Source organism: Streptomyces lothianensis (genome assembly GCF_047779955.1).
In the GTDB taxonomy this organism is placed as follows: Bacteria; Actinomycetota; Actinomycetes; order Streptomycetales; family Streptomycetaceae; genus Streptomyces.
In genome coordinates this window covers 81643-104711 of record NZ_JBLMKT010000011.1, presented here as the reverse complement: position 1 = coordinate 104711, position 23069 = coordinate 81643, and the positions used below count along the sequence as shown (strand labels likewise).

Annotated in this window: 22 protein-coding genes, 1 tRNA gene and 1 pseudogene; 10 read left to right on the top strand and 14 right to left on the bottom strand. The window is 69.5% G+C overall.

Annotation, left to right across the window (positions count from 1 at the left end; translation table 11 throughout):
• Window positions 1-165: 165 nt before the first annotated feature.
• The gene (locus ACLF6P_RS01335) at window positions 166-723 is read left to right on the top strand and encodes an isochorismatase family protein (RefSeq protein WP_415947409.1); all 558 of its coding nucleotides are present in this window, start codon (window positions 166-168) and stop codon (window positions 721-723) included.
• On the opposite strand, the gene ACLF6P_RS01330 is transcribed toward ACLF6P_RS01335, so the two are convergent.
• The 4 genes from ACLF6P_RS01330 to ACLF6P_RS01315 all read right to left on the bottom strand — a co-directional run bounded on the left by ACLF6P_RS01330 (window position 626) and on the right by ACLF6P_RS01315 (window position 2386).
• Complete coding sequence (locus ACLF6P_RS01330) at window positions 626-976, bottom strand: L,D-transpeptidase (RefSeq protein ID WP_415947408.1); 351 nt, start codon at window positions 974-976, stop codon at window positions 626-628. The genes ACLF6P_RS01335 and ACLF6P_RS01330 overlap by 98 nt on opposite strands.
• A 55-nt stretch (window positions 977-1031) precedes the next feature.
• On the bottom strand, window positions 1032-1529 hold the full coding sequence (locus ACLF6P_RS01325; RefSeq protein ID WP_415947407.1) for a phosphoribosyltransferase: 498 nt from the start codon (window positions 1527-1529) through the stop codon (window positions 1032-1034).
• A gap of 32 nt (window positions 1530-1561) precedes the next feature.
• Window positions 1562-2137, bottom strand: coding sequence for a dCTP deaminase (gene dcd, locus ACLF6P_RS01320; protein ID WP_415947406.1), 576 nt, complete (start codon window positions 2135-2137; stop codon window positions 1562-1564).
• Window positions 2138-2224: 87 nt separating this feature from the next.
• Window positions 2225-2386, bottom strand: coding sequence for a hypothetical protein (locus tag ACLF6P_RS01315; RefSeq protein WP_415947405.1), 162 nt, complete (start codon window positions 2384-2386; stop codon window positions 2225-2227).
• Window positions 2387-2638: 252 nt separating this feature from the next.
• Between ACLF6P_RS01315 and ACLF6P_RS01310 the strand changes: the two genes are divergently transcribed.
• Window positions 2639-2712 (top strand) — tRNA-Gly (locus ACLF6P_RS01310).
• 188 nt (window positions 2713-2900) lie between these two features.
• Here ACLF6P_RS01310 and ACLF6P_RS01305 read toward each other — a convergent pair.
• From ACLF6P_RS01305 to ACLF6P_RS01295, 3 genes and pseudogenes are all read right to left on the bottom strand, one after another.
• The gene (locus ACLF6P_RS01305; protein ID WP_415947404.1) at window positions 2901-3296 is read right to left on the bottom strand and encodes a hypothetical protein; all 396 of its coding nucleotides are present in this window, start codon (window positions 3294-3296) and stop codon (window positions 2901-2903) included.
• A gap of 161 nt (window positions 3297-3457) precedes the next feature.
• Window positions 3458-4363, bottom strand: a complete 906-nt coding sequence (locus ACLF6P_RS01300) for a formylglycine-generating enzyme family protein (RefSeq protein ID WP_415947403.1) — start codon at window positions 4361-4363, stop codon at window positions 3458-3460.
• Window positions 4364-4553: 190 nt separating this feature from the next.
• A pseudogene (locus ACLF6P_RS01295) lies at window positions 4554-4772 on the bottom strand (esterase-like activity of phytase family protein); the annotation flags it as partial.
• Between the two features lie 803 nt (window positions 4773-5575).
• Here ACLF6P_RS01295 and ACLF6P_RS01290 point away from each other — a divergent pair.
• Both ACLF6P_RS01290 and ACLF6P_RS01285 read left to right on the top strand, forming a co-directional pair.
• Entirely contained in the window at window positions 5576-6031 is a 456-nt protein-coding gene (locus ACLF6P_RS01290; protein ID WP_415947402.1) for a hypothetical protein, read from the top strand.
• Window positions 6012-6329: an Imm51 family immunity protein gene (locus ACLF6P_RS01285; protein ID WP_415947401.1), complete on the top strand. Its 318-nt coding sequence runs from the start codon at window positions 6012-6014 to the stop codon at window positions 6327-6329. Before ACLF6P_RS01290 ends, ACLF6P_RS01285 begins: the two co-directional genes overlap by 20 nt.
• A gap of 529 nt (window positions 6330-6858) precedes the next feature.
• Here the strand turns inward: ACLF6P_RS01285 and ACLF6P_RS01280 are convergent.
• A complete protein-coding gene (locus ACLF6P_RS01280; RefSeq protein WP_415947400.1) occupies window positions 6859-7440 on the bottom strand; it encodes an SMI1/KNR4 family protein in 582 nt (193 codons plus the stop codon).
• A 130-nt stretch (window positions 7441-7570) separates the two neighbouring features.
• Here ACLF6P_RS01280 and ACLF6P_RS01275 point away from each other — a divergent pair, with 130 nt between their 5' ends.
• Window positions 7571-8689 carry a DNA polymerase III subunit beta family protein gene (locus ACLF6P_RS01275; protein WP_463315314.1) on the top strand — a complete coding sequence of 373 codons (1119 nt, stop codon included), beginning with the start codon at window positions 7571-7573 and terminating at the stop codon, window positions 8687-8689.
• Between the two features lie 95 nt (window positions 8690-8784).
• Here ACLF6P_RS01275 and ACLF6P_RS01270 read toward each other — a convergent pair whose 3' ends face one another.
• On the bottom strand, window positions 8785-9951 hold the full coding sequence (locus ACLF6P_RS01270) for an esterase-like activity of phytase family protein (RefSeq protein WP_415947398.1): 1167 nt from the start codon (window positions 9949-9951) through the stop codon (window positions 8785-8787).
• Window positions 9952-10115: 164 nt separating this feature from the next.
• On the opposite strand from ACLF6P_RS01270, the gene ACLF6P_RS01265 reads away from it, so the two are divergent.
• On the top strand, window positions 10116-10775 hold the full coding sequence (locus ACLF6P_RS01265; protein ID WP_415947397.1) for a DUF998 domain-containing protein: 660 nt from the start codon (window positions 10116-10118) through the stop codon (window positions 10773-10775).
• A gap of 21 nt (window positions 10776-10796) precedes the next feature.
• Here ACLF6P_RS01265 and ACLF6P_RS01260 read toward each other — a convergent pair whose 3' ends face one another.
• The 5 genes from ACLF6P_RS01260 to ACLF6P_RS01240 form a co-directional block, all read right to left on the bottom strand.
• Entirely contained in the window at window positions 10797-11480 is a 684-nt protein-coding gene (locus ACLF6P_RS01260) for a hypothetical protein (protein ID WP_415947396.1), read from the bottom strand.
• Window positions 11481-11514: 34 nt separating this feature from the next.
• The gene (locus tag ACLF6P_RS01255; protein WP_415947395.1) at window positions 11515-11838 is read right to left on the bottom strand and encodes a DUF5959 family protein; all 324 of its coding nucleotides are present in this window, start codon (window positions 11836-11838) and stop codon (window positions 11515-11517) included.
• Window positions 11732-13846, bottom strand: coding sequence for a TerD family protein (locus ACLF6P_RS01250; protein WP_415947394.1), 2115 nt, complete (start codon window positions 13844-13846; stop codon window positions 11732-11734). The genes ACLF6P_RS01255 and ACLF6P_RS01250 overlap by 107 nt, the downstream gene beginning before the upstream one ends.
• 248 nt (window positions 13847-14094) lie before the next feature.
• Window positions 14095-15147, bottom strand: coding sequence for a Yip1 family protein (locus ACLF6P_RS01245; protein WP_415947393.1), 1053 nt, complete (start codon window positions 15145-15147; stop codon window positions 14095-14097).
• A gap of 188 nt (window positions 15148-15335) precedes the next feature.
• Window positions 15336-17618, bottom strand: coding sequence for a (Fe-S)-binding protein (locus ACLF6P_RS01240; RefSeq protein WP_415947392.1), 2283 nt, complete (start codon window positions 17616-17618; stop codon window positions 15336-15338).
• Between the two features lie 331 nt (window positions 17619-17949).
• On the opposite strand from ACLF6P_RS01240, the gene ACLF6P_RS01235 reads away from it, so the two are divergent.
• The 4 genes from ACLF6P_RS01235 to grpE all read left to right on the top strand — a co-directional run bounded on the left by ACLF6P_RS01235 (window position 17950) and on the right by grpE (window position 23064).
• Window positions 17950-19419: an MraY family glycosyltransferase gene (locus ACLF6P_RS01235; protein ID WP_415947391.1), complete on the top strand. Its 1470-nt coding sequence runs from the start codon at window positions 17950-17952 to the stop codon at window positions 19417-19419.
• Between the two features lie 2 nt (window positions 19420-19421).
• Entirely contained in the window at window positions 19422-20255 is an 834-nt protein-coding gene (locus ACLF6P_RS01230; protein ID WP_415947390.1) for an FkbM family methyltransferase, read from the top strand.
• 281 nt (window positions 20256-20536) lie between these two features.
• Window positions 20537-22399: a molecular chaperone DnaK gene (gene dnaK, locus ACLF6P_RS01225; protein ID WP_415947389.1), complete on the top strand. Its 1863-nt coding sequence runs from the start codon at window positions 20537-20539 to the stop codon at window positions 22397-22399.
• Window positions 22396-23064, top strand: a complete 669-nt coding sequence (grpE, locus tag ACLF6P_RS01220; RefSeq protein WP_415947388.1) for a nucleotide exchange factor GrpE — start codon at window positions 22396-22398, stop codon at window positions 23062-23064. The genes dnaK and grpE overlap by 4 nt, the downstream gene beginning before the upstream one ends.
• The last annotated feature ends 5 nt before the right edge of the window (window positions 23065-23069 follow it).

The following is a 23069-nucleotide window of genomic DNA, read 5'->3' as shown; positions in this document are numbered from 1 at the left end:
CTACGCAGCCCCCGAAGATCCCGGAGAGCTACGGGCAAAGCTAAATGTCAGTGCCTCGCTCTAACGTGGTCCACGTCATCTCAGTGACGCCCGGGGCCAGGCGCACCGGGACCATGCCATCCCGCCAGGGACCATGCAGCCCCGGCCGGGCACGAGGAGCCGCACATGACCACCCTGGAAAACCGCCCGCACACCGCACTCCTGGTGGTGGACGTACAGCACGGCGTCGTCACGGACGCCCACGAGCGCGATGCGGTCGTCGCCCGTATCGCCGGCCTCGTCGAGCGGGCCCGCCGCGAACAGACCCCCGTCGTCTGGATCCAGCACTCCGACGACGGCCTCGTCCACGGCAGCGAGGACTGGCAGCTCGTCCCGCAACTGAAACCGGACCCCACGGAGCCGCTCATCGAGAAGCACCACGGAGACGCCTTCGAGGGCACCACCCTCGAAACGGCCCTCGCGGAGCTGGGCATCGGCCACCTGCTCGTCTCCGGAGCGGAGACGGACGCCTGCATCCGCTCGACCCTCCACGGCGCGTTCGCCCGCGGCTACGACACCACCCTGATCACCGACGCCCACACCACCAACGACAAGACCGCCTGGGGAGCCCCGCCCCCGGCCCAGGTCATCGCCCACACCAACCTGTACTGGGCCTATCAGACGGCCCCGGGCAAGACGGCGGGCACGGCGACATCGGACGGGGTTCACTTCGACGCGAAGTGAACCCCGGCTTGAAGCGAGCCCAGACCTGAAGTGAGCTCCGGCCTGAAGCGCGCCCAGACCCGAAGCGCCTACTCCACGGCAGGCGGCTTCTTCCCGTGAACCACCACGGTGTCCCCTTCCGCAGCACCTTCCACAGACCCTGCGCATCGCGGTACGAGAGGTTGACGCAGCCGTGTGAGCCCGGCTCGTAGTAGATGGTGGCGTAGCGGCCGTGGAACGCCTGGCCGCCGGAGAAGAACTGCGCGTAGGGCACGGGCGCCTGGCGCACAGGCCCCGGCGGCCCCGGCGGCCCCGGAGACCGGCGCCACTCAGGCGTCGAGCACCTGCCCGGCACGCCGCACGACCGGCGGTTCGACACTCCACGGGAAGTTCACCCAGTCATCCGTGCGCTTCCACACGTACTCGCACTTCACCAGCGAGTGTGACTTCTCGTAGATCACGGCGGAGCGGACCTCGGCGACCTTGTCGAGGCAGAAGTCGTGGACGAGCTTGAGGGTCTTGCCGGTGTCGGCGACGTCGTCCGCGATCAGGACCTTCTTGTCGGTGAAGTCGATCGCGTTGGGGACGGGTGCCAGCATGACCGGCATCTCCAGCGTCGTGCCCACACCCGTGTAGAACTCGACGTTGACCAGGTGGATGTTCTTGCAGTCCAGGGCGTAGGCCAGGCCACCCGCCACGAACACACCGCCGCGCGCGATGCTGAGGATGATGTCCGGCTGGTAGCCGTCGTCGGCGATGGTCTGCGCGAGCTCGCGCACGGCCGCGCCGAAGCGCTCGTAGGTCAGGTTCTCTCGTACGTTGCTCATGGTGATCTCTGACCCTCTGATCTCTGACCTGTTCAAACCTGGGTGCGGTGGAAGTTGAGGAAGGAGCGGGAGGCGGTCGGGCCGCGCTGCCCCTGGTAGCGGGAGCCGTAGCGCTCGCTGCCGTACGGGAACTGGGACGGCGAGGTCAGCCGGAACATGCACAGCTGGCCGATCTTCATGCCCGGCCAGAGCTTGATCGGCAGCGTGGCGAGGTTCGACAGCTCGAGGGTCACGTGCCCGGAGAAGCCCGGGTCGATGAAACCGGCCGTCGAATGCGTGACAAGCCCGAGCCGGCCCAGCGAGCTCTTCCCCTCCAGGCGGCTCGCGAGATCGTCGGGCAGTGAGACGACCTCGTACGTCGAAGCCAGCACGAACTCCCCGGGGTGCAGGATGAAGGGCTCATCACCCTCCGGCTCCACCATCCGCGTCAGATCGGCCTGCTCGACGGCGGGGTCGATGTGCGGGTAGCGGTGGTTCTCGAACACCCGGAAGTAGCGGTCGAGGCGCACGTCGATGCTCGACGGCTGCACCATGGAATCGTCGTAGGGATCGATCCGTACCCGGCCGGCGTCGATCTCGGCCCGGATGTCCTTGTCTGAGAGAAGCACGTCCCGAGGATACGCAGAGCGCGCGGGCCCGCCGAATTCCGGCCACCACCCGCGCGCTGCGTCCGTACACCTGGTCAGTGCACCTGGTCAGTGCCGCTGGGCGGGCTCCACCGGCACCGCATGCCTGAGCCGGGCGCAGCGCGGACAGCGGATCAGCCGCCCCGGACCGAGCCGGTCGGCCTGCTGCATCGGAAACGAAACGGTGCTGAACACGTGCCCCTCGGCACAGCGGACGACAGTGCGCTCCATCAAATCCTCGGTTCCCTTCCCCACGTCGAAGACGGCGAAAGCTCACATTACGGGATGAAAGGGACGCCCCTCCAGGCGGCACTCCGCACGCTCACGGTACGCCTCAACTCCACTGCCCCACACCCGCTTCGGCAGCCTCCGACGCACCCCTTCAACGCACCCCCTCACAGCCGAAGGCCCCCGGGTCTCTGCACCGGGGGCCTTCGATGGGGTAGTGTGACGACGGCGCACCGGTCAACGACCGTGTACCGCGCGGGTGTAGTTTAATGGTAGAACATCAGCTTCCCAAGCTGAGAGCGCGAGTTCGATTCTCGTCACCCGCTCCATGATGAAACCCCAGGTCAGTGGCCTGGGGTTTGTTTGTTGTCCAGTCCGATTTGAGAGGTGACGTGCCCTCCGCGTGCCCTGAGCCGAGGCCGGAAGGCCGCCTCACCTGCACGAAGCAGCGCAACGGAACCCGCTGAGCACCCGCCGAGGGAAGGTCACGCCGACGGCCCGCCCGGGCCGTGCAGCGTCAGGCGGAGGCCACGAGCATGCCCGTGCCGGCGCACAGCATCGCGTACTGGAGGCCGACCATCGTGCGGCCCAGGCGCGGAGCCTCACGTGCGGCGAAGCCGCCCACCAGGCCGGCGGCGAGGGAGAGGTTCAGCGTCCAGGCGCCGGAGCGGAACAGGGGATCGGACACCGCACCGCCGCCGTGAAGTGTGCTGTCGAGTACTGCGGAGAGGCTGACGACCCAGGCGAGTGCCCACAGGGGCCATCCGATTCCTGCGAGGAAGCGTGCGCCGGCTCCTGAAGCGGGGGTGTGGCCGGACTTGTGTGCAGTGTGGGTCTGGTCGTCGTCGGTCGCATCGGTGTGTGCGTCGGTGATCGTGGCGGTGGCGGTGGCGGTGGCGGTGGCGGTCTCCATGCCTTGATTCAAGGGGAACGGAAGGCTTCGGGGTTCCGGGATGCTGCTCAACCAGGCCTGAGTACGGGTGCTCAATTCGTCTGGCGCACACGGGTTTGCGGGTCCGCAGGTCGGCGACGGTGCATGGGGCCGGGTTCTGAGGTGTTGCGGGGGTGGCTTGATCACCGGCGGGGTGGTTTGTGCAGTCGCCGGGTGGCACGGGGGAGGGGCTCTGCGCTGGCGCTGCCTGCGGAGTGCGGTGTCCGGTCACCGAGGTCGGGCATGCCGCCGGTGGGTGTGGGTGTGGGTGTGGGTGTGGGTGTGGGTTTGGGTGTTGGTACCGGTACGGGTGCGGCCGGGCGGACCGAGGTGAAGTCGTGGGACTCGTACCGGGTGGCCGAGAGCAGGAGGAGCCACTCGTCGCAGCCCTGCCAGGGGGACAGGTCGCCCGCGCCGCCACGCGCCACCCGTGGGCCGTCCCCGGTGCGGGGGCGTGCGTCGAGCGGGGCGTCGTTGAAGTGGGGGATCCACACGTCGGCGCAGATCTCGTTCGCCGAGCCCATGGCGGCCAGTCCGAAGGCGTTCTCGGCGGCGGCGACGCGTGCGTCGTCGGTGAAGTCGGCGAGTATGTCGTCCTCGTCCGGCTGCCCGTCACCGCGGAAGGTGAGCGTGGTCGTGCCCGCCCTGGCCGCGTACTCCCACTCCGCTTCGCTGGGCAGCCGGAAGGGCATTGCGTCGAGCAGGTCGTCCAAGTCACCTTCGAAGCGGGCCGTGTTGCCGTCCGCCGCGGCGAAGCTGTCCTCGTACTCGGGCAGCCAGTGCCGTGCCTGAGCCACTGTCAGCGGATGCCGGGCGATGAGGAACGGCTCGACCCGCACTTCGCGCACCGGACGGGCCTGCGCCGCCTCGGCGTAGAACGTTTCGAGGCTGTCGGCGGCGCCGTCGGCCCGTTCGATGGCACGAACAGCGTCCAGTTCGGCGTCGGACAGCCCCATCCGGAACGTCCCGCCCGGAACAGCCCGGAAGACCACACCGGAGGGGACATGACGCCAGGCCGGTCGGCCGGCGACGATCTCCTGAGCCCACATGCCGCCGGACGCTAGCAGCCGGGCGCTTCGGCTGGTGGCTGGGGTGGCGGGGGTGGCTTGGGTGGCTGGGGGGGCAGGCTGAGGGTGGGGAGAGGTGAGCGAGGTGAGCCCGGCCCCGGTCCGGGCCCAGTAGTCGTTCAGCGCACCGCGAGGGCCGCGATCTGGGTGACCGCTTCGGCGACTTGGTGAAGATCTTCTCGATCGGGTAGGCGTACTGGCCGAGGGCGCGGCCGGTGCGGGTCTGCCGGGTCAGGCGGACGAGTGCGCCGTGCTCGGTGTCGGGCACCGGGCCGTGCTGGACGAGCGGGCCTTCGAGCACGCTGGTGACGATCCTGCCGCGCAGCCCGAAGGTGAACGCCTCGATGCTCTGGTTGCGGCGCGGCGCCTGCTCGGCACGCTCACGTGTGCGGGCATCAGGTGGGCGACACCCGCTGTGGGAGGTCCACGAGCCTGCCCGATTCTCGGGTCAGCGTAAGGGGCCGTGATCACCCGCCCCAAAGCAGCTTCAGCCCAAAGCCGCTACACCGACCTTGCGATAGCGTGCGCCAAGCTCGTAGAGCCGAGGAGGAGCCTCAAATCCGAGGGGGAAGAATGAGGCCTCGCACCAGTCCGCCAACTCCTTGCCCGAACTGCGGCGCGGGCATAGACCGAGGTCTGACAGTCTTCGAACCACAGACGTCTGACGATCACGAGCTATGGCGGCTCGCGCATAGCGAAACGGAGTCGTGCCCCACACACCTGGTGTGCCTCGACTGCAAGTACGAGTGGGGGTACGAGGAGGCGTTTCCCCCTCCGCGCCCCGACGCTGACCCCCTGTGCCAGAAACGTGCCAGGTTGAGCGGGGAACCACGGGGAACAAGAGGACGCCGATGAGCGTGACGATAGAGCTCGAACGGGCTCTGCCGCAGGTCAGGGACCCAACAGCCCCTAGTTCGCCTGAGCTTCCCAAGCTGAGAGCGCGAGTTCGATCCTCGTCATCCGCTCGGCGACGAAGGCCTGCCACCGACACGACTCGGGCCCTTCTCCTGTGCGGTATCGGTCGGTCGTTCCGTGATGGCCATGAGGGGAGGTGCGCCTTCGCCGTTCTGGTCCGTCGCGATGTCTCCGACTCGGCGCTACGGTGCTCGTGTGAGGAGTGGCGATGGAGGGAGCGACGAGGTAGGGGGCGACGAGGCGGAGGGCCCAGGGCTGACCGCTGAGGACTACGCGTCCGTGCTCGGAGCGACCGAGAGTCTTTCCGGGACCTACGGCAGGTGCACACTCAACGAGGCTCTGAGCAGATGGCGCCTGACGGTCATCGAGCTCGAAGGCAGCTTCGACACGGAGTGGATCTGGGAGTACCACGACGAGCTTGTCCCACGGGACTGGCTGCATGCGGCCTGGCCGCTTCTGAAACCACGCGTGCGCGAGCTGCGCCACCTGTTCCTGACCGATTGGGACCGGCGGTTCATCGCGGCCACGTTGCCAGTACTGCGGGCCGACGGCTCGCCGTTCACGAGGAACGGCCGGTGGTGGCACAGCCGGTATCCACGCCGTATCACGGGCGAGCTGGGGCGAGACCTGCCGTCAGGCTGGTCACCGGCACCGATCTACGTCGAAGACGCTGCCCGCCGAACAGCTCCTCCACGCCGGGTGGGAGAGTCCCGCCATGACCATGAATCTGCGTGACTTCGACGGCGAGTACTCGCTTACGTTGACTGCCGGTGGCCAGGTCGCGGATGCCGCGGTAGTGGCCGCCGGTCACGAGCCGAACGGGTACTTCTGGGAAGGACTCGTCCAGTTCGTCTGGCCAGAGATTGCCGAGCGACTTGAATTCGACAGCGAGAGCGGCATGTTCTGCGCACTCGGTAGCTCAAGCGACCTCACACAACTCAAAGCCGCCATGGAGGCTCTCATCACAAGTCCCGAGGCAGTCCGCGACATCATTGCCCGCGCGAAGGCTTCCGGCTTCGAGTTCGACGACTGAGGACTCGACGTATCCCCCGCCATGTCGAGCGGGGGTGCGTGCCCATGGGGGGTTCGCGGCATGCCTGATCAAGCGGCCTGCTTGTGCATCACGTCGAGGTGGTGCCGATCGCGGTGCCGGACCCGGTGATCCCAGCCGGGCAGGCAGAAGACGGCGCAGACCGCAGTGAGGCGGCCCGATCCGGCCGGTTCGGGCGAAGTCGACGCGCACGTTCATCAAGGTCACGCCGTCGACTGTGGCACTCTCCCGCGCCTGTGCGCATTCCGATATCAGCGGCACGCGCGCTCCATCCCGCCCACGCAGCAGGCGATGCCGTGCCCTGCCGAGTCCGTCAGTCGGCGGACCGGCAGGGTGGCCGGATCCGCGACTGTGGTGACCCTGAAGTCCTGCTCCTGCAGATCTTTCCGAGGACTGGCCTGACGGGCGGCACCGAGCGTTCCTTCTGGTCAAATGCGCTGGCGTCGCCACCATGGAAGAGTTGTCACACCAACGGCTCCACCACAGTCATAACGAGACACCGGTGCCGCTGTCAGCACGGGGTGACCTCCGGATGAATCGGAGGCAGGCCCCAGGGTTCCAGCGTGCCGGCACAGTAGTCGGTGAGGAACTGGACGGCGCCGGCCTCGTAGTGCCACCAGCCGCCGTTGCGCGAGGCGATGGTGACCGGCCACTGCCAGGGTCCGTCCCCTGCCGTGGTCCACAGGAATCCGTCGCCCTCGTTCGACCCCGCCCACGGCAGCAGACCCCCCGCCGCCGGGTGCGGAGGGAGACCAACCGTCGCTTCCCTCTCCCAGCAGTCCTGGACGACCCCGGTCAGCTCACTGCGTGTGCCGCGCAGCCACGACTGCTCCTCGCCCGGCTCTGGAAGCCCCACCAGCAGAAAGTCGCCGAGGGCGAAGGTGGGGTACCACTCGGCGAGGCGTTTGTAGTCGGCCGGTAGCTCTGTTCCCAGGCCCTGCTCCCCTTCAAGCGACTCCCAGTCGAGCACGGCAGGCTGCGGCCTCCGGTGGTCGTCCAGTCCCGGCACGGCACGCTCCAGCGCGGCGACCGCTTCCTCCGGGTTCAGGATCCTGCATAGCGGAGTCTGCGTGCCGATCAGGTCGTCAGTCATGGTGAGCATCATGTCCATACGGTCTGACATCGCCCCACCGCCACGAACCGACCCGTCCTTCGGTCCACCGTCTTCGCAGCTTGACCCTCGACCTGGTGGAGGGCCCAGGGTTCTGGGTGTGGCGAGCGAGATGCGCAGCATTGGTGAGGTGGCCCGGGACAGTGGGCTCGGCGTGAGTGCCCTGCGGTTCTATGACCGTGCGGGCGTGCTGGTTCCTGCCTGGGTGGATCCGGTGAGCGGCTACCGCTGGTACAGGCCTGAGCAAGTCGAGGAGGCCCGGTTGCTGGCCCGGCTGCGTCGAGCCGGACTGCCGTTGGCGGATATCCGGCTGGTCCTGGCGGGCTGGTCGAGTGCGAACACCGATCTGGTGCGGCGACTGCTTCAGACGCATCTGCGTCGGCTTGAACGTGGTCTGGCCGACGCCCGTAGCGAGTTCTCCACGGTCCAAGAGCTACTTGAACGCAAGGAGAATCCCATGGCTTTGCCGAGCACCACTGCCGTCCGACTGACTGTCTTCGCCCCCGACCTCGCCGCAGCGCTGGACGCGGTACGTTTCGCCGCCGGTGCTGATCCGGAGCTGCCGATGCTCGGGGGCGTCCTGTTCGACATCGAGGGCGAGGCACTCCAGGTTGTGGCTACCGACCGGTACCGGATGGCCGTCGCGCGAGCGGGTACCTGCGGGTACGGAGGGACCCGGGTGCAGGCCGTCGTACCCGTTCCGCTCGCCGACGCGATGCGGGCCTTGCTCGGCGGCATGGAGGAGGAGAGCGAGGAGAACGCGGAGAACGAGCAAGCAGCGGCCGAACTCGTTGTGGACGGTGACCGCGTGACCCTGGAGATCGCGGGCCGGCAGGCGGCCGGTCAGTGTCTCGACCACGACTTCCCCGACTATCGTCGCCTCGTCCGCCTGCCGGCCGGGCGCCGTGCCCTCGTCGATGTCCCGGCCTTTCAGGACGCACTGAAAACCGGCCCGATCCGCGCAAGCGAGGTGTGCAAGCCGGGCGAGGTGTCCTGTGACCTCAGCGTGCTCAAGGTGACGGCCGACGACACGGTGACCATCTGCGGGGACGATGACGACGATCCGGACCAAGTCGCCGTCAACCGCGACTACCTGCTGCACGCGCTGGCCGCCGCATCCCGGGACCAGCTGATCCTGGAGCTCGGCGCCGCCACCGCGCCCCTCGCGATCCGCCGGCCCGACACCGAGGACACGTTCTCGATCCTGATGCCGGTTCGTCTGGGGAACTAGGCTCTGCTTCCTCCGGCTTCAGGTCTGTCGGCCGGGACCGCTTTGGCGGTCCGGGCCGACGGTCGCGCGTCAACACAGCCCGGAGGCCTCGTCGTTCAGCGCACCGCGAGGGCCGCGATCTGGGTGACCGCTTCGGGGGCGAAGTTGTCGTCGCTGACCAGGATCAGGGTGCGTTCGCCGGTGGCGAGTTCGGGGCCCCAGGTCATGCCTTCGGTGTTGTCGACGGTGGACAGGCCGAGGGTGTCGAAGTCGGCGAGGAGTTTCTTGCGCATGGGGACGACGGGGTGGTCGCCGAGCGAGTGCACGGCCCGTACGTCCGTGGCGCCGCGGGTCGTGGCCTCGAAGAGGCGGATCTTGTAGCCGGAGCCGGCGACCCAGGTGCGTTCCAGGACGAGGAAGCGCCGCGGGTCGTCCGGGAAGGCGAGGATGGAGGGGACGCCGGTGTCGGGGCCCCAGGGACTGTCGGGGTCGGACTCGGCGAAGATCTTCTCGATCGGGTAGGCGTACTGGCCGAGGACGCGGCCGGTGCGGGTCTGCCGGGTCAGGCGGACGAGTGCGCCGTGCTCGGTGTCGGGTACCGGTCCGTCCTGGATGAGCGGGCCTTCGAGCACGCTGGTCACGATCCTGCCGCGCAGCCCGAAGGCGAACGCCTCGATGCTCTGGTTGCGGCGCGGCCCCTGTTCGTCGCGTGTGATCGTGTAGTTGCGGGGGAGCGGCAACTGGCCCCGGTAGGCGCCGCTGCGGGAGGCGAACTGCAGGGACGGCTGTACGACGGGCTCGTCGGCGGTCTTGGGACGGTTGCCTTCCTGGCCCCACCAGTAGCGGCAGGTGCGCGGGTCGACGCGGATCTCCTCGGGGTCGACGGCGCCCGCCACGTCGACGGCCGGGGAGGGGTGGACGGATCCGTCCGGCTGCCGGAACGGGTGCGTGTCCGTGAAGTCGACGGAGTGCACGCCGTCCTCGTCGACGTCGATTTCGGCGGTGTAGAAGCGGGCGGGCTGCAGGTACGAGCGGTCGTCGCTGATGAACACGTAGCCGCCGGTGCAGCTGTCGCGGTCGATACCGGACAGGCCGCCGACTGTGGTGCCTCGGAAGTCCATCTTGTGCGGGACGGTCGTTTCGCCGAGCAGACGGGCGGCGGAGGCCGACTTCCCTGCCGGGGAGTCGGGTTGGGGCGTGGCTGCGGCGGCCGAGGGGATCAGTGTCGTCGTCAGGAGCAGGGCGGCGGCGGTGCACGCGCGGCGCAGCAGGGAGTTCCTCATGCTGGTGATCATGGCTCTGCCCTCGCCCGCGACAGGGGCAGCCACGCGCGTGATGCCCCCAACGAGACATCCGCACCGATGATGTGACTCAACATCACCCTGCGCCACCCGTACGGTGGGCGCGGCGCCGTCGCACGCAGTACCGGGCGTTCTACGGTGAAACCGTGCGACGTGTGCCCTGGTGGGCCTTGATTTCGTCGGGGTGCGCGCCCGTCCTGCTGATCGGCGGCTGGACGATCGCGGCGCTTCTCGAAGGGCCCGACTACGACCCTGCTGCTCAGACGATCAGCGTGCTTGCGGCCTATGGGGCGCCGGGATTCTGGCCGATGACCGGGGCGCTGTTCGCCGTGGGTGTCTGTCACCTGCTGACGGCCTGCGGGCTGCGTGCGGCCACGCTCGCGGGACGCCTGGCGCTGGGCGGTGGCGGTGTGGCGGCGTTGGTGGTGGCCCTGGTTCCGGCACCGAGCAGTGGAGGTTCCCTGCGCCATGGTTCAGCCGCCGCGGTCGGCTTCGTGCTCCTGGCGGTCTGGCCGGTTCTTGCCGCCGATCGCAGCGGAGCGGCACCGTGGGGGCTGCGGCCTGCTCCCTGTCTCGCGGCGACCGCGTCGATGGGCGCGGGAGCGGCCTGGTTCATGTTCGAGATGCATCGCGGCGGTGCCGACGGTGTCGCCGAACGCGTGGTGACGTCCTTCCAGTCCCTGTGGCCGCTCGTGGTCGTCGCCTCCTGCCTCATCCACCGTGGCGCACGGGCGGGAGGCGGACAGGCGGGAGGCGGACAGGAGGGAGGCGGGCAGGAGGGGGACCTGCCCCGTACGGGGAGGTGAGAGATCCCTGTAACGGGGGGACTACTTCTTCGTGGAGTCCCACGCGCCGACCTTGAAGCTGCGTACGAGGGCGAGCAACGCGGCCGCGAGCCGCCAGTCGACGCCGGGCGCGTGGAGGTGCAGCTTGTCGTCCTTGGAGCGGAACTCCAGCGGGACCTGCCCGTTCGCACGCCACCGGATGCGGCGCGGCGCACGGGCGACGCCGACCTCGTTGCCCGCGGCGGCGTCGAAGATGCTGATCAGGGACACCACCGCCATGAGGGGAAGCAGCAGCCACCACATCCACCACCACACGATCCGCCCCTTGAAGCCGACTGCTTGCGGGGCGCCGGTCGGGTGCACGGTCCAGCGGGTGCGCAGGCCTCTGCCGCGCAGTGCCTTCTCGCGCTTGAGCGTGCCGACGACCTCGCCGTGCGCGCCGAGCACCTGGAACGTCGCGACACCGTGGCGGGCCGACCGGGTCACCACGGTCGCCACCCGCGCCGCACGCAGGTCGTCAGCCCACAGAACGAGGGAACGGGCCCCGCTCTCCCGCGCCTTGCGGTACGCGGGTATGCCTCCCGACGGCAACTCGCGCTCCACGTACACGACCGACGGGGCAGGTCCCGAGGTGTCGGTGAAGCAGATCGTGGCCCCCACTCTCGCCGGGCCACGGTCGTCGTCCTTCTTCCTGGGACCGTCGTTCATGGTCAGTACGTTGCTCACGCGTAGCGCCCCCTGGTTCGTGCTGCGGCACAGATCAGGTCTCGCCCAGCGCGACGCGCGCCGCGGCGAGGCGTTCCCTGGCTTCGGCTGTCCACCCTTCGCGTAGGTCGAGCGGCACGGCGACGACGATACCCGTGCCGGTCCCGTCGTGGATTTCGACGAGTATGGGTCGTCGGGGTCTTCTCCTTCGGTTTCCTCGACGGCGTCCAGGTGAGCGCAGCCAATGGACTCTGTGTCCGACCGAGTCGGCCTCAGCCCGTGGCAGATGGCTGCGGCGCGGACTGTGTGCGTCGGGCGGCCGGGCGGTCCAGGTGGGATACCACGGTGGCGTGGAACCGGTGGACTGCGTCGTCCACACTGCGGATGAAGCCGGACTCGGCATTGCCCCGGCTGCTGCCCATGCCCTTGAAGAGGGACAGGCGGAAGCCGGTGATCTGTGTGCCGTGCTTCGGCAGCATGTCCGCCGGCTCCGGGCGCAGGCGTTCCAGCGTGCCGCGCGGGCCCCCGGTCTCACCCTCCACCAGGGTTTCGACGTGGAGATCGGCAGGCGCTTCCGCGAGGCGCCGGACGAGCCGTTTGGCCCAGGAGAGGGGGTAGCCCTGCTCGGGCGCCGGAATCTCGATGGAGGTGCGGAGTTTGCTGGTACGAAGGTCCGCCACGATCGCGAGAACGCCGGGGGTGCCTTCGATGCGCAGTTCGGCCCGGAGCCTGCCTTCGAGGCAGAGCTGATCGGCGAGGAGGGTTCGGCGGGTCCCTGGATCTGTTCCCCTTTTGGTGCGCTGGACGGGCAGCACCCTGTGCCCGAGTTCGCCGCCGAGCCGCAGACAGACCTGGCGGACGAGCCGCTCCCAGCTCTCCACGACCTCAAGGGCCCGCGGATCTCCCTGGCACAGGGTCTCGTCGTCGATTCCGTTGCGTACGGGGACCCAGGCGGCGCCCATGTTCTGGAAGCCGTGGCATCCGGAGTTCTCGTGCTGGAGGTAGTGCAGCAGTTCCTGGAGCAGCCAGGCGTGTGCCATGTTGCCCACGCCCTCGTGGCGGATCAACATCTGGGCCTGATGGGCCACTTCGGCCCAGGAAAGGTGCCACAGAGCGACCTTGTGCTTGCGCCGTCCGTCGATCCTGACGTCGACCAGCGGGCTGCCTTCCAAGGCGACGTCGTTCGACAGGGTGATGACGGCCTCGTAGCCTCGGCGGGCGGCGATGTCCATATACGCCTGCACCTGCTCGGCCTTGAGAGCGTTCCCGTTCGTCTTGGTCTCGAGGAGCGCCGTCCACAGTTTCCCGGCCCTCTCGACGCGGATCACGCCGTCGGGGCGCCGTGGGCTGTCGCCGTGCGGCAGCGAGACCTCGGTGAACGCCTCCATACGGCCCGCGGGTGCACCGAACGCGGCGGTGAGCCGCCGGCCGAACTCCGGGATCTGGGTCATCACGGACAACAGTACGGAGGTGGCCCGCATTTCGCGGTCCCGGTCGCTCTTGAGCGCCGAGACCGGGAAGAGCCTGGCATCCTTCCAGGATTCGTTCTCCGCCAAGGACTTCTTGGCGGTCCTGGGCAGGGTGACCTTCTTCCTGGCGGTGCGGGGCCGTGCGGCCGACTTCTTCGATTCGGCGTCCTTCTCGGGCTGCCGCGGTGCCGGTACGGCTTGCGAGGGTGCTTCCACTTCGCGATCGGCGCCGATCTTCGACCCGGTCATCTCCGGTCGTGTTTCGCCCGTCGCTGTGCCCGGAGCCGTCCCCGCAGCTGCGTCGAGCGCCTCCTCGGCTGTCGTATCGCGGGCCTTCTCCGCTGCCGCGTCGCGGGCTTCCTCTGCTTCCTCGTCGTCCTCGATGTTGACACCGAAGTCCGTTGCGAGGCCCGCCAGTCCGGATTCGTAGCCCTGTCCGATGGCCCGTAGCTTCCACTCCCCGCCGCGGCGGTACAGCTCGCCGAAGATGAAGGCGCACACCGGTCCGGCATCCTCGATCGCGAACCGGAGCAGGCTTTCGCCGGAGCCGTCGGCCAACGTCAGCTGCAGGTCGTCCAGTTCCCCGAAGTGGGCTCCGCCGTAGCGGCTGGCGGACACCACGATCTTGTCGATGTCCTCCGGGATTGCGGTGAGGTCGAAGCTGATCCGGTCCCTGTTGCCGCTGCCCGTCGGCGTCTTGCCCAGGAGCTGCACGCTTCCGTCCGGGGCGACCGGGTTGTTGTAGAAGTAGAAGTCGGCGTCGCTTCGTACCTTGCCGTTCGCGTCCAGCAGCAGCACGGAGACGTCCGCGTCGCCCTCACCCGTCGGGCTGGTCCAGTCCAGGCTGATGATGACGGATTCGACGCTTTCACTGAGGGCCGCCAGACCTACGTTGGCACCCTTGATCAACTCGTGCATAACCCCCACCCCTATGACGCACGCGCACGGTGGGCGGCTGTCTCCCGACGTGCACCGCCTCTTGACGCGCGCCGCCACCCGGTGTGACGTGCTGCACACTCGATGAACAGCGGCACTATAGTGCCGGACCTGCACCGCATGGGGCGGTACCGGACGAAAGGCCGGGGCGCGCAGGCGGTGACAAGGGCCGGATGCGCACCCGGTGACAAGGGTGGTGCGGCAGGGCACCCGACGCGGCGAAAACTGCCTCAGAACGTGCCGAGTTTGATGATCGAGAGCAGGGCGATCAGTTGGATTGCCGAGGCGCCCAAGGCGCGTGGCCACGGCAGGTCGTGGGATCTGGAGACCATGGTCGTCAGGAGGGCGCCCGCCGCGAGCCACGTGGCCCAGCCGAGGATCTGGACGAGGGTGGCGTCGCCGCCGAGGAACATGGCGAAGATCAGACGGGGCGCGTCCGTCAGGGACATGATGAGCATCGAGAGGCCGACCGTCGGCTGCCATGCGCCGTTGCCGCCGAGCTGGCGGGCGACGCTGTGGGTGACGACGCCGAGGACGAAGGCGCTCAGGACGATCGCGACGCCGGTGGTCAGGACGATCGGGACGCTCGTCGCGAATGCCGCGCCGAGCGCGTCCTCGCGGGCGCCGTCGAAGCCGAAGATGGCGAGCAGGCCGTAGACGAAGGTGACCAGGAGGGCCGGGCGCCACATGGTGTGGTCGCGCATCTGCAGGTACGTCGGGCCCGGGCGCAGGATCACGCCGCTGAGCAGCTGCTTCCAGTGCAGCGCCGGGCCGACGGGTGCGGGGGCCGAGCCCGCGCGGTAGGTGTCGCCCTCGTGGTACGGGTCCTCGTTGATGGAGAAGGCGCGGGTGTGGCCGGGGTTGTTCGCGGCGTACGGGTCGTACGGGTCGTGGCTCCCGCCGCCCTGAGGACCGTACGGGTCGTGGCCCCCGCCGCCCTGCGGACCGTACGGCTGCGGGTTGCCGGGCCGGCCGGTGGGGGCGGAGTGGCCGGGGTCGCCGAAGTACTCCGGCTCGCCCTGCGCGCCGCCGTGGCCGCCGGCGGCCTGCGGCCACTGCTGGGCAGGCCGGCCGGGGTGGCCGCCCTGCCGGGGGTGGCCCTGGTGCGCGGTGCCCTGCTGCGGGCCGCCGCCGTACCGCTGTTGCTGTGGGTGCGGGGGCGCGGCGGGTGGGCCGTACGGCTGCTGCTGCTGTCCGTACGGCGGTTGCTGCGGGTCGTGTTGCGGGCGCGGGGAGCCGGGGCGGTTGTCCCGGTTGCCGCGGCCCATCCTGAATCCAGCCACGTCATCGAACGTACCTGGTTCCGCCGGGCGGGTGGCGGGGGCGGGTCGATTACCGGCCCTTTGCGGCTGAGCTGTGACAACCCCTGCGGGAGTCACCTACGGGACCGCGGGGCGGCTCCCGTGAACGGCCTGAGGGGCCGCGCGATCGCGGCCCCTCAGGTGTGGGTCGTACGTTCCGGGTGGCGGCCCTACTTCACCGGCACCGGCTCCGGAGCATCCGCCGCCGGGTCCGTGCCCGCCGGGTCCACCGGCGTCTTCACGGAGTCGAGCAGCAGCTGCGCCACGTCGACCACCTGGAGAGACTCCTTCGCCGCGCCGTCGTTCTTCTTGCCGTTCACGGAGTCCGTGAGCATGACGAGGCAGAACGGGCAGGCGGTCGACACGATGTCGGGGTTCACCGACAGCGCCTCGTCCACCCGCTCGGTGTTGATGCGCTTGCCGATCCGCTCCTCCATCCACATCCGCGCGCCGCCGGCGCCGCAGCAGAAGCCGCGTTCCTTGTGGCGGTGCATCTCCTGCTGGCGCAGGCCGGGGACGGCGTCCATGATCTCGCGCGGCGGCGTGTAGATCTTGTTGTGGCGGCCCAGGTAGCACGGGTCGTGGTAGGTGATCAGGCCCTCGACGGGCGTGACCGGGATCAGCTTGCCCTCGTCGATGAGGTACTGGAGCAGCTGGGTGTGGTGGATGACCTCGTAGTCGCCGCCGAGCTGCGGGTACTCGTTGCCGAGGGTGTTGAGGCAGTGCGGGCAGGTGGCGACGATCTTCTTGGCCGACTTGGGCTTGCGGGACTCGTCGGTCACCTTGCCGTCGTCGTCCATCTCCTCGCCGAACGCCATGTTCAGGGACATGACGTTCTCCATGCCGAGCTCCTGGAACAGGGGCTCGTTGCCGAGGCGGCGGGCGGAGTCACCGGTGCACTTCTCGTCGCCGCCCATGATGGCGAACTTGACGCCCGCCATGTGCAGGAGCTCCGCGAAGGCCTTGGTGGTCTTCTTGGCGCGGTCCTCGAGGGCGCCCGCGCAGCCGACCCAGTACAGGTACTCGACCTCGGTGAGGTCCTCGATGTCCTTGCCGACGACCGGCACCTCGAAGTCGACTTCCTTGAGCCATTCGAGGCGCTGCTTCTTGGCGAGACCCCAGGGGTTGCCCTTCTTCTCCAGGTTCTTGAGCATCGTGCCCGCCTCGGACGGGAACGCGGACTCGATCATCACCTGGTAGCGGCGCATGTCGACGATGTGGTCGATGTGCTCGATGTCGACCGGGCACTGCTCGACGCAGGCGCCGCAGGTGGTGCAGGACCACAGGACGTCCGGGTCGATGACACCGTTCTCTTCGAGGGTGCCCACGAGCGGGCGCTCGGCCTCGGCGAGGGCCTCGGCGGGCACGTCGGCGAGCTGCTCGGCCGAGGCCTTCTCCTCGCCCTCCATGTTCTTGCCGCCACCTGCGAGCAGGTAGGGCGCCTTGGCGTGCGCGTGGTCGCGCAGCGACATGATCAGGAGCTTGGGGGAGAGCGGCTTGCCCGTGTTCCAGGCCGGGCACTGCGACTGGCAGCGGCCGCATTCGGTGCAGGTGGAGAAGTCGAGCAGGCCCTTCCAGCTGAACTGTTCGACCTGCGAGACGCCGAAGGTGTCGTCCTCGCCCGGGTCGGTGAAGTCGATCGGCTTGCCGCCGGAGGTCATCGGCAGCAGCGCGCCGAGGGCCGTCTCACCGGTCGCGTTGCGCTTGAACCAGATGTTCGGGAAGCCGAGGAAGCGGTGCCAGGCCACACCCATGTTGGTGTTGAGCCCGACCACGATCATCCAGGTGAAGGAGGCCGAGATCTTCAGGCCGGCGAAGAGGTAGGTGAGGTTCTGCAGCGTGGAGAGGTCCAGGCCTTCGAGCGCGGAGACCACGGGGTACGAGATGAAGAACGACGCCTCGTAGCCGTCCACGTGGTGCATCGCGCCCTCGAGCGCGTGCAGCATGAAGATGCAGACGCCCACGATGAGGATGACGCCCTCGACGAAGTAGGCCTGGCCGGTCTTGGAGCCCTGGAAGCGGGACTTGCGGCCGGGCTTGTCGGGGTTGCTCAGCTGCCGGATGAGGATCAGCGCGAGGATGCCGACCACGGTCATGGTGCCGATGAACTCGACGTACATGTTGTACGGAGCCCAGGTGCCGATGACCGGCAGGATCCAGTCGGCCTTGAAGAGCTGGCCGAAGGCGTTCACGATCGTCAGGAGCAGCGTGTAGAAGCCGATCGCGACGAACCAGTGGGCGATGCCCACGATGCCCCAGCGGTTCATACGGGTGTGCAGCAGGAATTCCCGTACCAGCGTCACGGTGCGTGCGTACGGGTTGTCGGTCCTGCTGCCCGCAGGCACCGGCTGGCCCAGCATGAAGTAGCGGACGAACTGGCCGATGGCACGCGCGAACAGGGCGACGCCGACCACGGTCAGTACCAACGACACGATGATCGCGGCGAGTTGCATTGAGGGCTCCTCGGGCCTGCGAGGCGGGGGCTTCGGGGGTCGGGCTTCGGTCAGGGACAGCGAGATTACTAAGCGGTAACTTACCCGGCTCGTCCGAGCCTACCCACTTCCCATGCCGCAATGTAGCCAGGCTCACGGTGATCTGCGTCGCTGAGGTGAGCCTTGGTAGGGCGCCGGGTGGTGCCGGGTGACTCCGGGTGGTGCGGGGCGGGTCCTCTCGGTGGGGTGCCGTGAGTTCTCTCGGGATGGCGGGAGGGGGCCGGTCGGGTGCTGAATCGGGCTAGTCGTGTTATTCACCACATATTGCGAGATTACAAACTAGCTTGCGGTCATGCTCTACGCCGTCGTGGCGGCGGCCGCCGCCGTCCTTCTGACCGCCCTGCTCACCCGCCTCGCCCGCACCTGCGCCCGGCCCGCCGGATCGCCCTCCGCGGGCGGATCGCCCTCCGCGGCCGTATCGCCCTCTGCGGCAGGCCGGCCCGCCGGGACCTCGCCCTGGCCCGCCCGGACCGGCGCGGGCGCGGCTCTGCGCCCGCCCGCGTCGCGCCTCGGCGGCGCCGCGGTGTTCGCGGGCACGCTCCTGGTGAGCTGTACGGGGTACGCGGGGCTCGGGCCCGGCACGGAACGGCTCCTGTGGGCCGCGGCCGCCGTCGCCCTGCTCGGCCTCGCGGCCGATCTGCGGCCCGGGCGGCCCTTCGACGTACGGGTGCGGCTCGCCGTCGCGGGCGGGGCCGCACTGTTCGTCGTGTACGGCACGGGGCTCGGCGTCCTCGCGGCAGCCGCCGCGGTCGTCTGGATCGTCTTCGTCACGTACGCCTTCCGCTGGCTCGACCGTTCCGACGGGGTGACGGGCACGGTCGGGGTGATCACCGCGCTCGGGCTCGCGCTGTGCGCGGCGGCGGAGGGGCGGCCCGGCCTGGCGCTCGTCCTCGTCGTGCTCGCGGCCTCCCTCGGCGGCTTTCTCGGGCACAACTGGCATCCGGCCCGGGCCCACCTCGGCGACTGCGGCGCGCACTTCACCGGCTTCCTGCTCGCCTCGGCCGCGGTCGCCGTGCACACCGGGCACGAGGCGCTGCCGACCGTGGCGGGCCTGCTGACCCTCACCCTGGCGGCCACCGCCGACACCGTGCTCGTCCTCCTCTCCCGCCACCGCGCCGCCCGCCCCCTGCTCCGCCCCGCCCCCGACCACGTGCCCCACCGTCTGCGCCGCATCGGCTTCACGGTCCCGGGCGCGGCGGTCGTCCTCGCGATCCTCACGTTCGCGGGCACCCTGACGACGGTCCTGCTCCACACCGGCACGGCCTCCCCGAAGGCCGCGGCTCCACTGCTGCTCGCGGTGATCGGCGGGGGCTGGGCGCTCCTGAGGGTTCCGGTGTACGGGGAGCGGGGGCGGCCGGGCGGGGGAGCCGGGCGTACGGCTGCGGGGGGTGTATGGGGTGCGGCGGGCGGCGCGGGTGCGGCTGCCGGGGGTGTGCGGGCTCCGGTGCGCGGCGCGCGTACGGCCGCGGTCCGCAGACGGGCGGCCGGTGTTCCGGGGGGCGTCGCCTCGGCGGCCCGCCCCGCTGACGGACCGCGCACCCTGGCCCTGCGCACGAAGCCCCGCGGCACCCGGTCCTACGACACGAAGCCCCACGGCACCCAGCCGGTCCCGGCCACCCGCCGCAGCGGCACACCGGCGTCGGGCACCGTCGTCCCCGCCCGTACCACCGCCCCCGCCGGTGCCGCCGCCGCCGGTACCGCCCGTACCCATCCCGCGCGCGGCGAGCGTCGTGTGCGAGCCGCCGACCTCGCGAGGGGCTGACCGTGACCATCCTCAGGAACGGCCCGCACCCCGGCCGCCGCACCCGTCCCGGTGTCACCGCCGCCGCCCGCCCCGACACCCCCGCCGCCACCCGCCCCGCCGCCTTCCTCCACCGCATCCGCACCGCCGTGCAGGAGTTCGGGATCGATGTCTGCCGTTATCCGGCCGACCCCACCGGGCTGCGGCTCGTCCGGCTGCTCAGGGCCAACGAGGTCGACACGGTGATCGACGTGGGCGCGTACACCGGTGCGTACGGGAACCTGCTGCGCAGAAGCGGTTTCCGGGGGCGGATCGTGTCGTTCGAGCCGCTGCCCGCGCCCCGCGCCGCCCTGCTGCACCGCACGCAGGCCGACGACGCCTGGACGGTCGAGCCGTACGCGCTCGGCGACACCCCGGGCCCGGCCCTTCTGAACGTCGCGGGCGACGAAGGCGCCGCGAGCTCCGTGCTGCCGATGCTGCCGCGGCACCGCGAGGCCGTGCCGGGTTCCGCGTACGTCGCTCGGCAGGGCGTGGAGGTGCGGCGCCTCGACGGGCTCTGGGAGCGGGTCACGGCACCCGGCGAGCGGATCTTCCTCAAGCTCGGCGTCCAGGGCTACGAGGCCCACGTGCTGCGCGGTCTGGGGGAGTACGCGGATGACATCGCCGGGCTGCAGGTGGCGGCCTCGCTGGTGCCGCTGTACGCGGGCGGCCTCGGCTTCGACGAGGCGCTGCGACTGGCCCGCGAGGAACTGGGCCTCGGCCTCGCCTCGGTGGTCCCCGGCCTCACCGACCCGCGTTCGGGGCGGCTGCTGCAGTGCTCCCTCGTGTGCTTCCGCGAACAGCGGACCGACGTCTGACGTACGCCCGCCACGCCCGCCATCCACCACGCCCGCCATCCGCCACGCCCGCCACCCGCACACCCGCCAGGTCTGCGGTGACCGGATACGCCGGCGCCGACCGCCGGGCCGCACTGTTCCGAAAATCAGCAGGTCACACCCCATAGAGCGGGGTGCAGCCAACCTGTCTGCACCTAAGGAGCGGATAAAAGTTGAGTCGGCCTGACTCAGCTCTGTTGACGCGTTGCCATCCGTCATGCATCCTTGAGTCAGTTCCACTCAAGTCCGTAGGAGGAAATGAAATGGCACGTGCGGTCGGCATCGACCTGGGCACGACTAACTCGGTCGTCAGCGTTCTTGAAGGCGGCGAGCCCACCGTCATCACCAACGCCGAGGGCGCCAGGACCACGCCGTCCGTCGTCGCCTTCGCGAAGAACGGCGAGGTTCTCGTCGGTGAGGTCGCCAAGCGTCAGGCGGTCACCAACGTCGACCGGACCATCCGCTCGGTGAAGCGCCACATGGGCACCGACTGGTCCGTCGCGATCGACGACAAGAACTTCAACCCGCAGCAGATCAGCGCCTTCGTGCTGCAGAAGCTGAAGCGGGACGCCGAGTCCTACCTCGGTGAGAAGGTCACGGACGCGGTCATCACCGTGCCCGCGTACTTCAACGACTCCGAGCGCCAGGCGACGAAGGAAGCCGGCGAGATCGCGGGTCTCAACGTTCTTCGCATCGTCAACGAGCCGACGGCCGCCGCCCTGGCCTACGGTCTCGACAAGGACGACCAGACCATTCTCGTCTTCGACCTCGGTGGCGGCACCTTCGACGTCTCGCTGCTCGAGATCGGCGACGGCGTCGTCGAGGTGAAGGCCACCAACGGTGACAACCACCTCGGTGGTGACGACTGGGACCAGCGCGTCGTCGACTACCTGGTCAAGCAGTTCAACAACGGCCACGGCGTGGACCTCTCCAAGGACAAGATGGCGCTCCAGCGCCTGCGCGAGGCCGCCGAGAAGGCGAAGATCGAGCTGTCCTCCTCCACGGAGACCACGATCAACCTGCCCTACATCACGGCTTCCGCCGAGGGCCCGCTGCACCTGGACGAGAAGCTCACGCGCGCCCAGTTCCAGCAGCTCACGTCCGACCTCCTGGAGCGCTGCAAGACGCCGTTCCACAACGTCATCAAGGACGCGGGCATCCAGCTCTCCGAGATCGACCACGTCGTTCTCGTCGGTGGCTCGACCCGTATGCCCGCCGTCGCCGAGCTCGTCAAGGAGCTGACCGGCGGCAAGGAGGCCAACAAGGGCGTCAACCCGGACGAGGTCGTCGCCATCGGCGCCGCGCTCCAGGGCGGTGTCCTCAAGGGCGAGGTCAAGGACGTCCTGCTCCTCGACGTGACCCCGCTGTCCCTCGGTATCGAGACCAAGGGCGGCATCATGACCAAGCTGATCGAGCGCAACACCACGATCCCGACCAAGCGCTCCGAGATCTTCACGACGGCCGAGGACAACCAGCCGTCCGTGCAGATCCAGGTCTACCAGGGCGAGCGCGAGATCGCGGCGTACAACAAGAAGCTCGGGATGTTCGAGCTGACCGGTCTGCCGCCCGCCCCGCGCGGCGTCCCGCAGATCGAGGTCTCCTTCGACATCGACGCCAACGGCATCATGCACGTGACCGCGAAGGACCTGGGCACGGGCAAGGAGCAGAAGATGACCGTCACCGGCGGCTCCTCGCTGCCGAAGGACGAGGTCGACCGGATGCGCCAGGAGGCCGAGCAGTACGCGGACGAGGACTCCCGCCGCAAGGAGGCTGCCGAGTCCCGTAACCAGGGCGAGGCGCTCGTCTACCAGACGGAGAAGTTCCTCAAGGACAACGAGGAGAAGGTTCCCGCCGAGGTGAAGACCGAGGTGGAGACCGCCGTCGGCGAGCTCAAGGAGTCGCTGAAGGGCGAGGACACCGCGGCGATCCGCACCGCCACCGAGAAGGTCCAGGTCGTCGCGCAGAAGCTGGGCCAGGCGATGTACGCCGACGCCCAGGGCGCGCAGGCCGCGGGCGGCCCCGAGGCCGGCGCGCCGCAGGGCGAGGCCAAGGCCGACGACGATGTCGTGGACGCCGAGATCGTCGACGACGAGAAGCCCAACTTCGACAAGGGTGGTGCCGCGTGACGGAGGAGACCCCGGGCTTCGACGAGCAGAACGAGCCCACTGACGTCTCCTCCGGCGACACCGGCGACACCCCCGAGGCCGCCGAGCCGAAGGCCGCCCCCACTCCCGAGAAGGAGGGGGCGGCCCCGGCCGGGGACACGACAGTGGCACTGACCGCACAGCTGGACCAGGCCCGCAGTGCGCTGAGCGAGCGCACCGCGGACATCCAGCGGCTGCAGGCCGAGTACCAGAACTACCGCCGCCGCGTGGAGCGGGACCGGGTCTCGGTCAAGGAGGTCGCCGTGGCGAACCTCCTGACCGAACTGCTCCCGGTGCTCGACGACATCGGCCGCGCCCGGGAACACGGCGAGCTGGTGGGCGGGTTCAAGTCGGTGGCCGAATCGCTGGAGACGGTCGCCGCGAAGATGGGCCTGCAGCAGTTCGGCAAGGAGGGCGAGCCCTTCGACCCGACGGTCCACGAGGCCCTGATGCACTCGTACGCGCCGGACGTCACCGAGACGACCTGCGTCGCGATCCTGCAGCCCGGCTACCGGATCGGCGAGCGCACCATCCGCCCCGCGCGGGTGGCCGTCGCCGAACCGCAGCCCGGCGCGCAGACCAAGGAGGCCGATGAGGCCGCTGAGGAAGGCTCCGGCAAGGAGAGCGGTGGCCCGGACGAGGGCTGACATCA

Coding starts and splice junctions, on each gene's coding strand:
- ACLF6P_RS01280 (WP_415947400.1), bottom strand. CDS start 7,440: ATGACTGACGACCTGATCGGCACGCAGACTCCGCTATGCAGGATCCTG.
- ACLF6P_RS01335 (WP_415947409.1), top strand. CDS start 166: ATGACCACCCTGGAAAACCGCCCGCACACCGCACTCCTGGTGGTGGAC.
- ACLF6P_RS01275 (WP_463315314.1), top strand. CDS start 7,571: ATGCGCAGCATTGGTGAGGTGGCCCGGGACAGTGGGCTCGGCGTGAGT.
- ACLF6P_RS01270 (WP_415947398.1), bottom strand. CDS start 9,951: ATGAGGAACTCCCTGCTGCGCCGCGCGTGCACCGCCGCCGCCCTGCTC.
- ACLF6P_RS01250 (WP_415947394.1), bottom strand. CDS start 13,846: ATGCACGAGTTGATCAAGGGTGCCAACGTAGGTCTGGCGGCCCTCAGT.
- ACLF6P_RS01300 (WP_415947403.1), bottom strand. CDS start 4,363: ATGTGGGCTCAGGAGATCGTCGCCGGCCGACCGGCCTGGCGTCATGTC.
- ACLF6P_RS01240 (WP_415947392.1), bottom strand. CDS start 17,618: ATGCAACTCGCCGCGATCATCGTGTCGTTGGTACTGACCGTGGTCGGC.
- ACLF6P_RS01325 (WP_415947407.1), bottom strand. CDS start 1,529: ATGAGCAACGTACGAGAGAACCTGACCTACGAGCGCTTCGGCGCGGCC.
- ACLF6P_RS01235 (WP_415947391.1), top strand. CDS start 17,950: ATGCTCTACGCCGTCGTGGCGGCGGCCGCCGCCGTCCTTCTGACCGCC.
- ACLF6P_RS01285 (WP_415947401.1), top strand. CDS start 6,012: ATGACCATGAATCTGCGTGACTTCGACGGCGAGTACTCGCTTACGTTG.
- ACLF6P_RS01305 (WP_415947404.1), bottom strand. CDS start 3,296: ATGGAGACCGCCACCGCCACCGCCACCGCCACCGCCACGATCACCGAC.
- dnaK (WP_415947389.1), top strand. CDS start 20,537: ATGGCACGTGCGGTCGGCATCGACCTGGGCACGACTAACTCGGTCGTC.
- ACLF6P_RS01315 (WP_415947405.1), bottom strand. CDS start 2,386: ATGGAGCGCACTGTCGTCCGCTGTGCCGAGGGGCACGTGTTCAGCACC.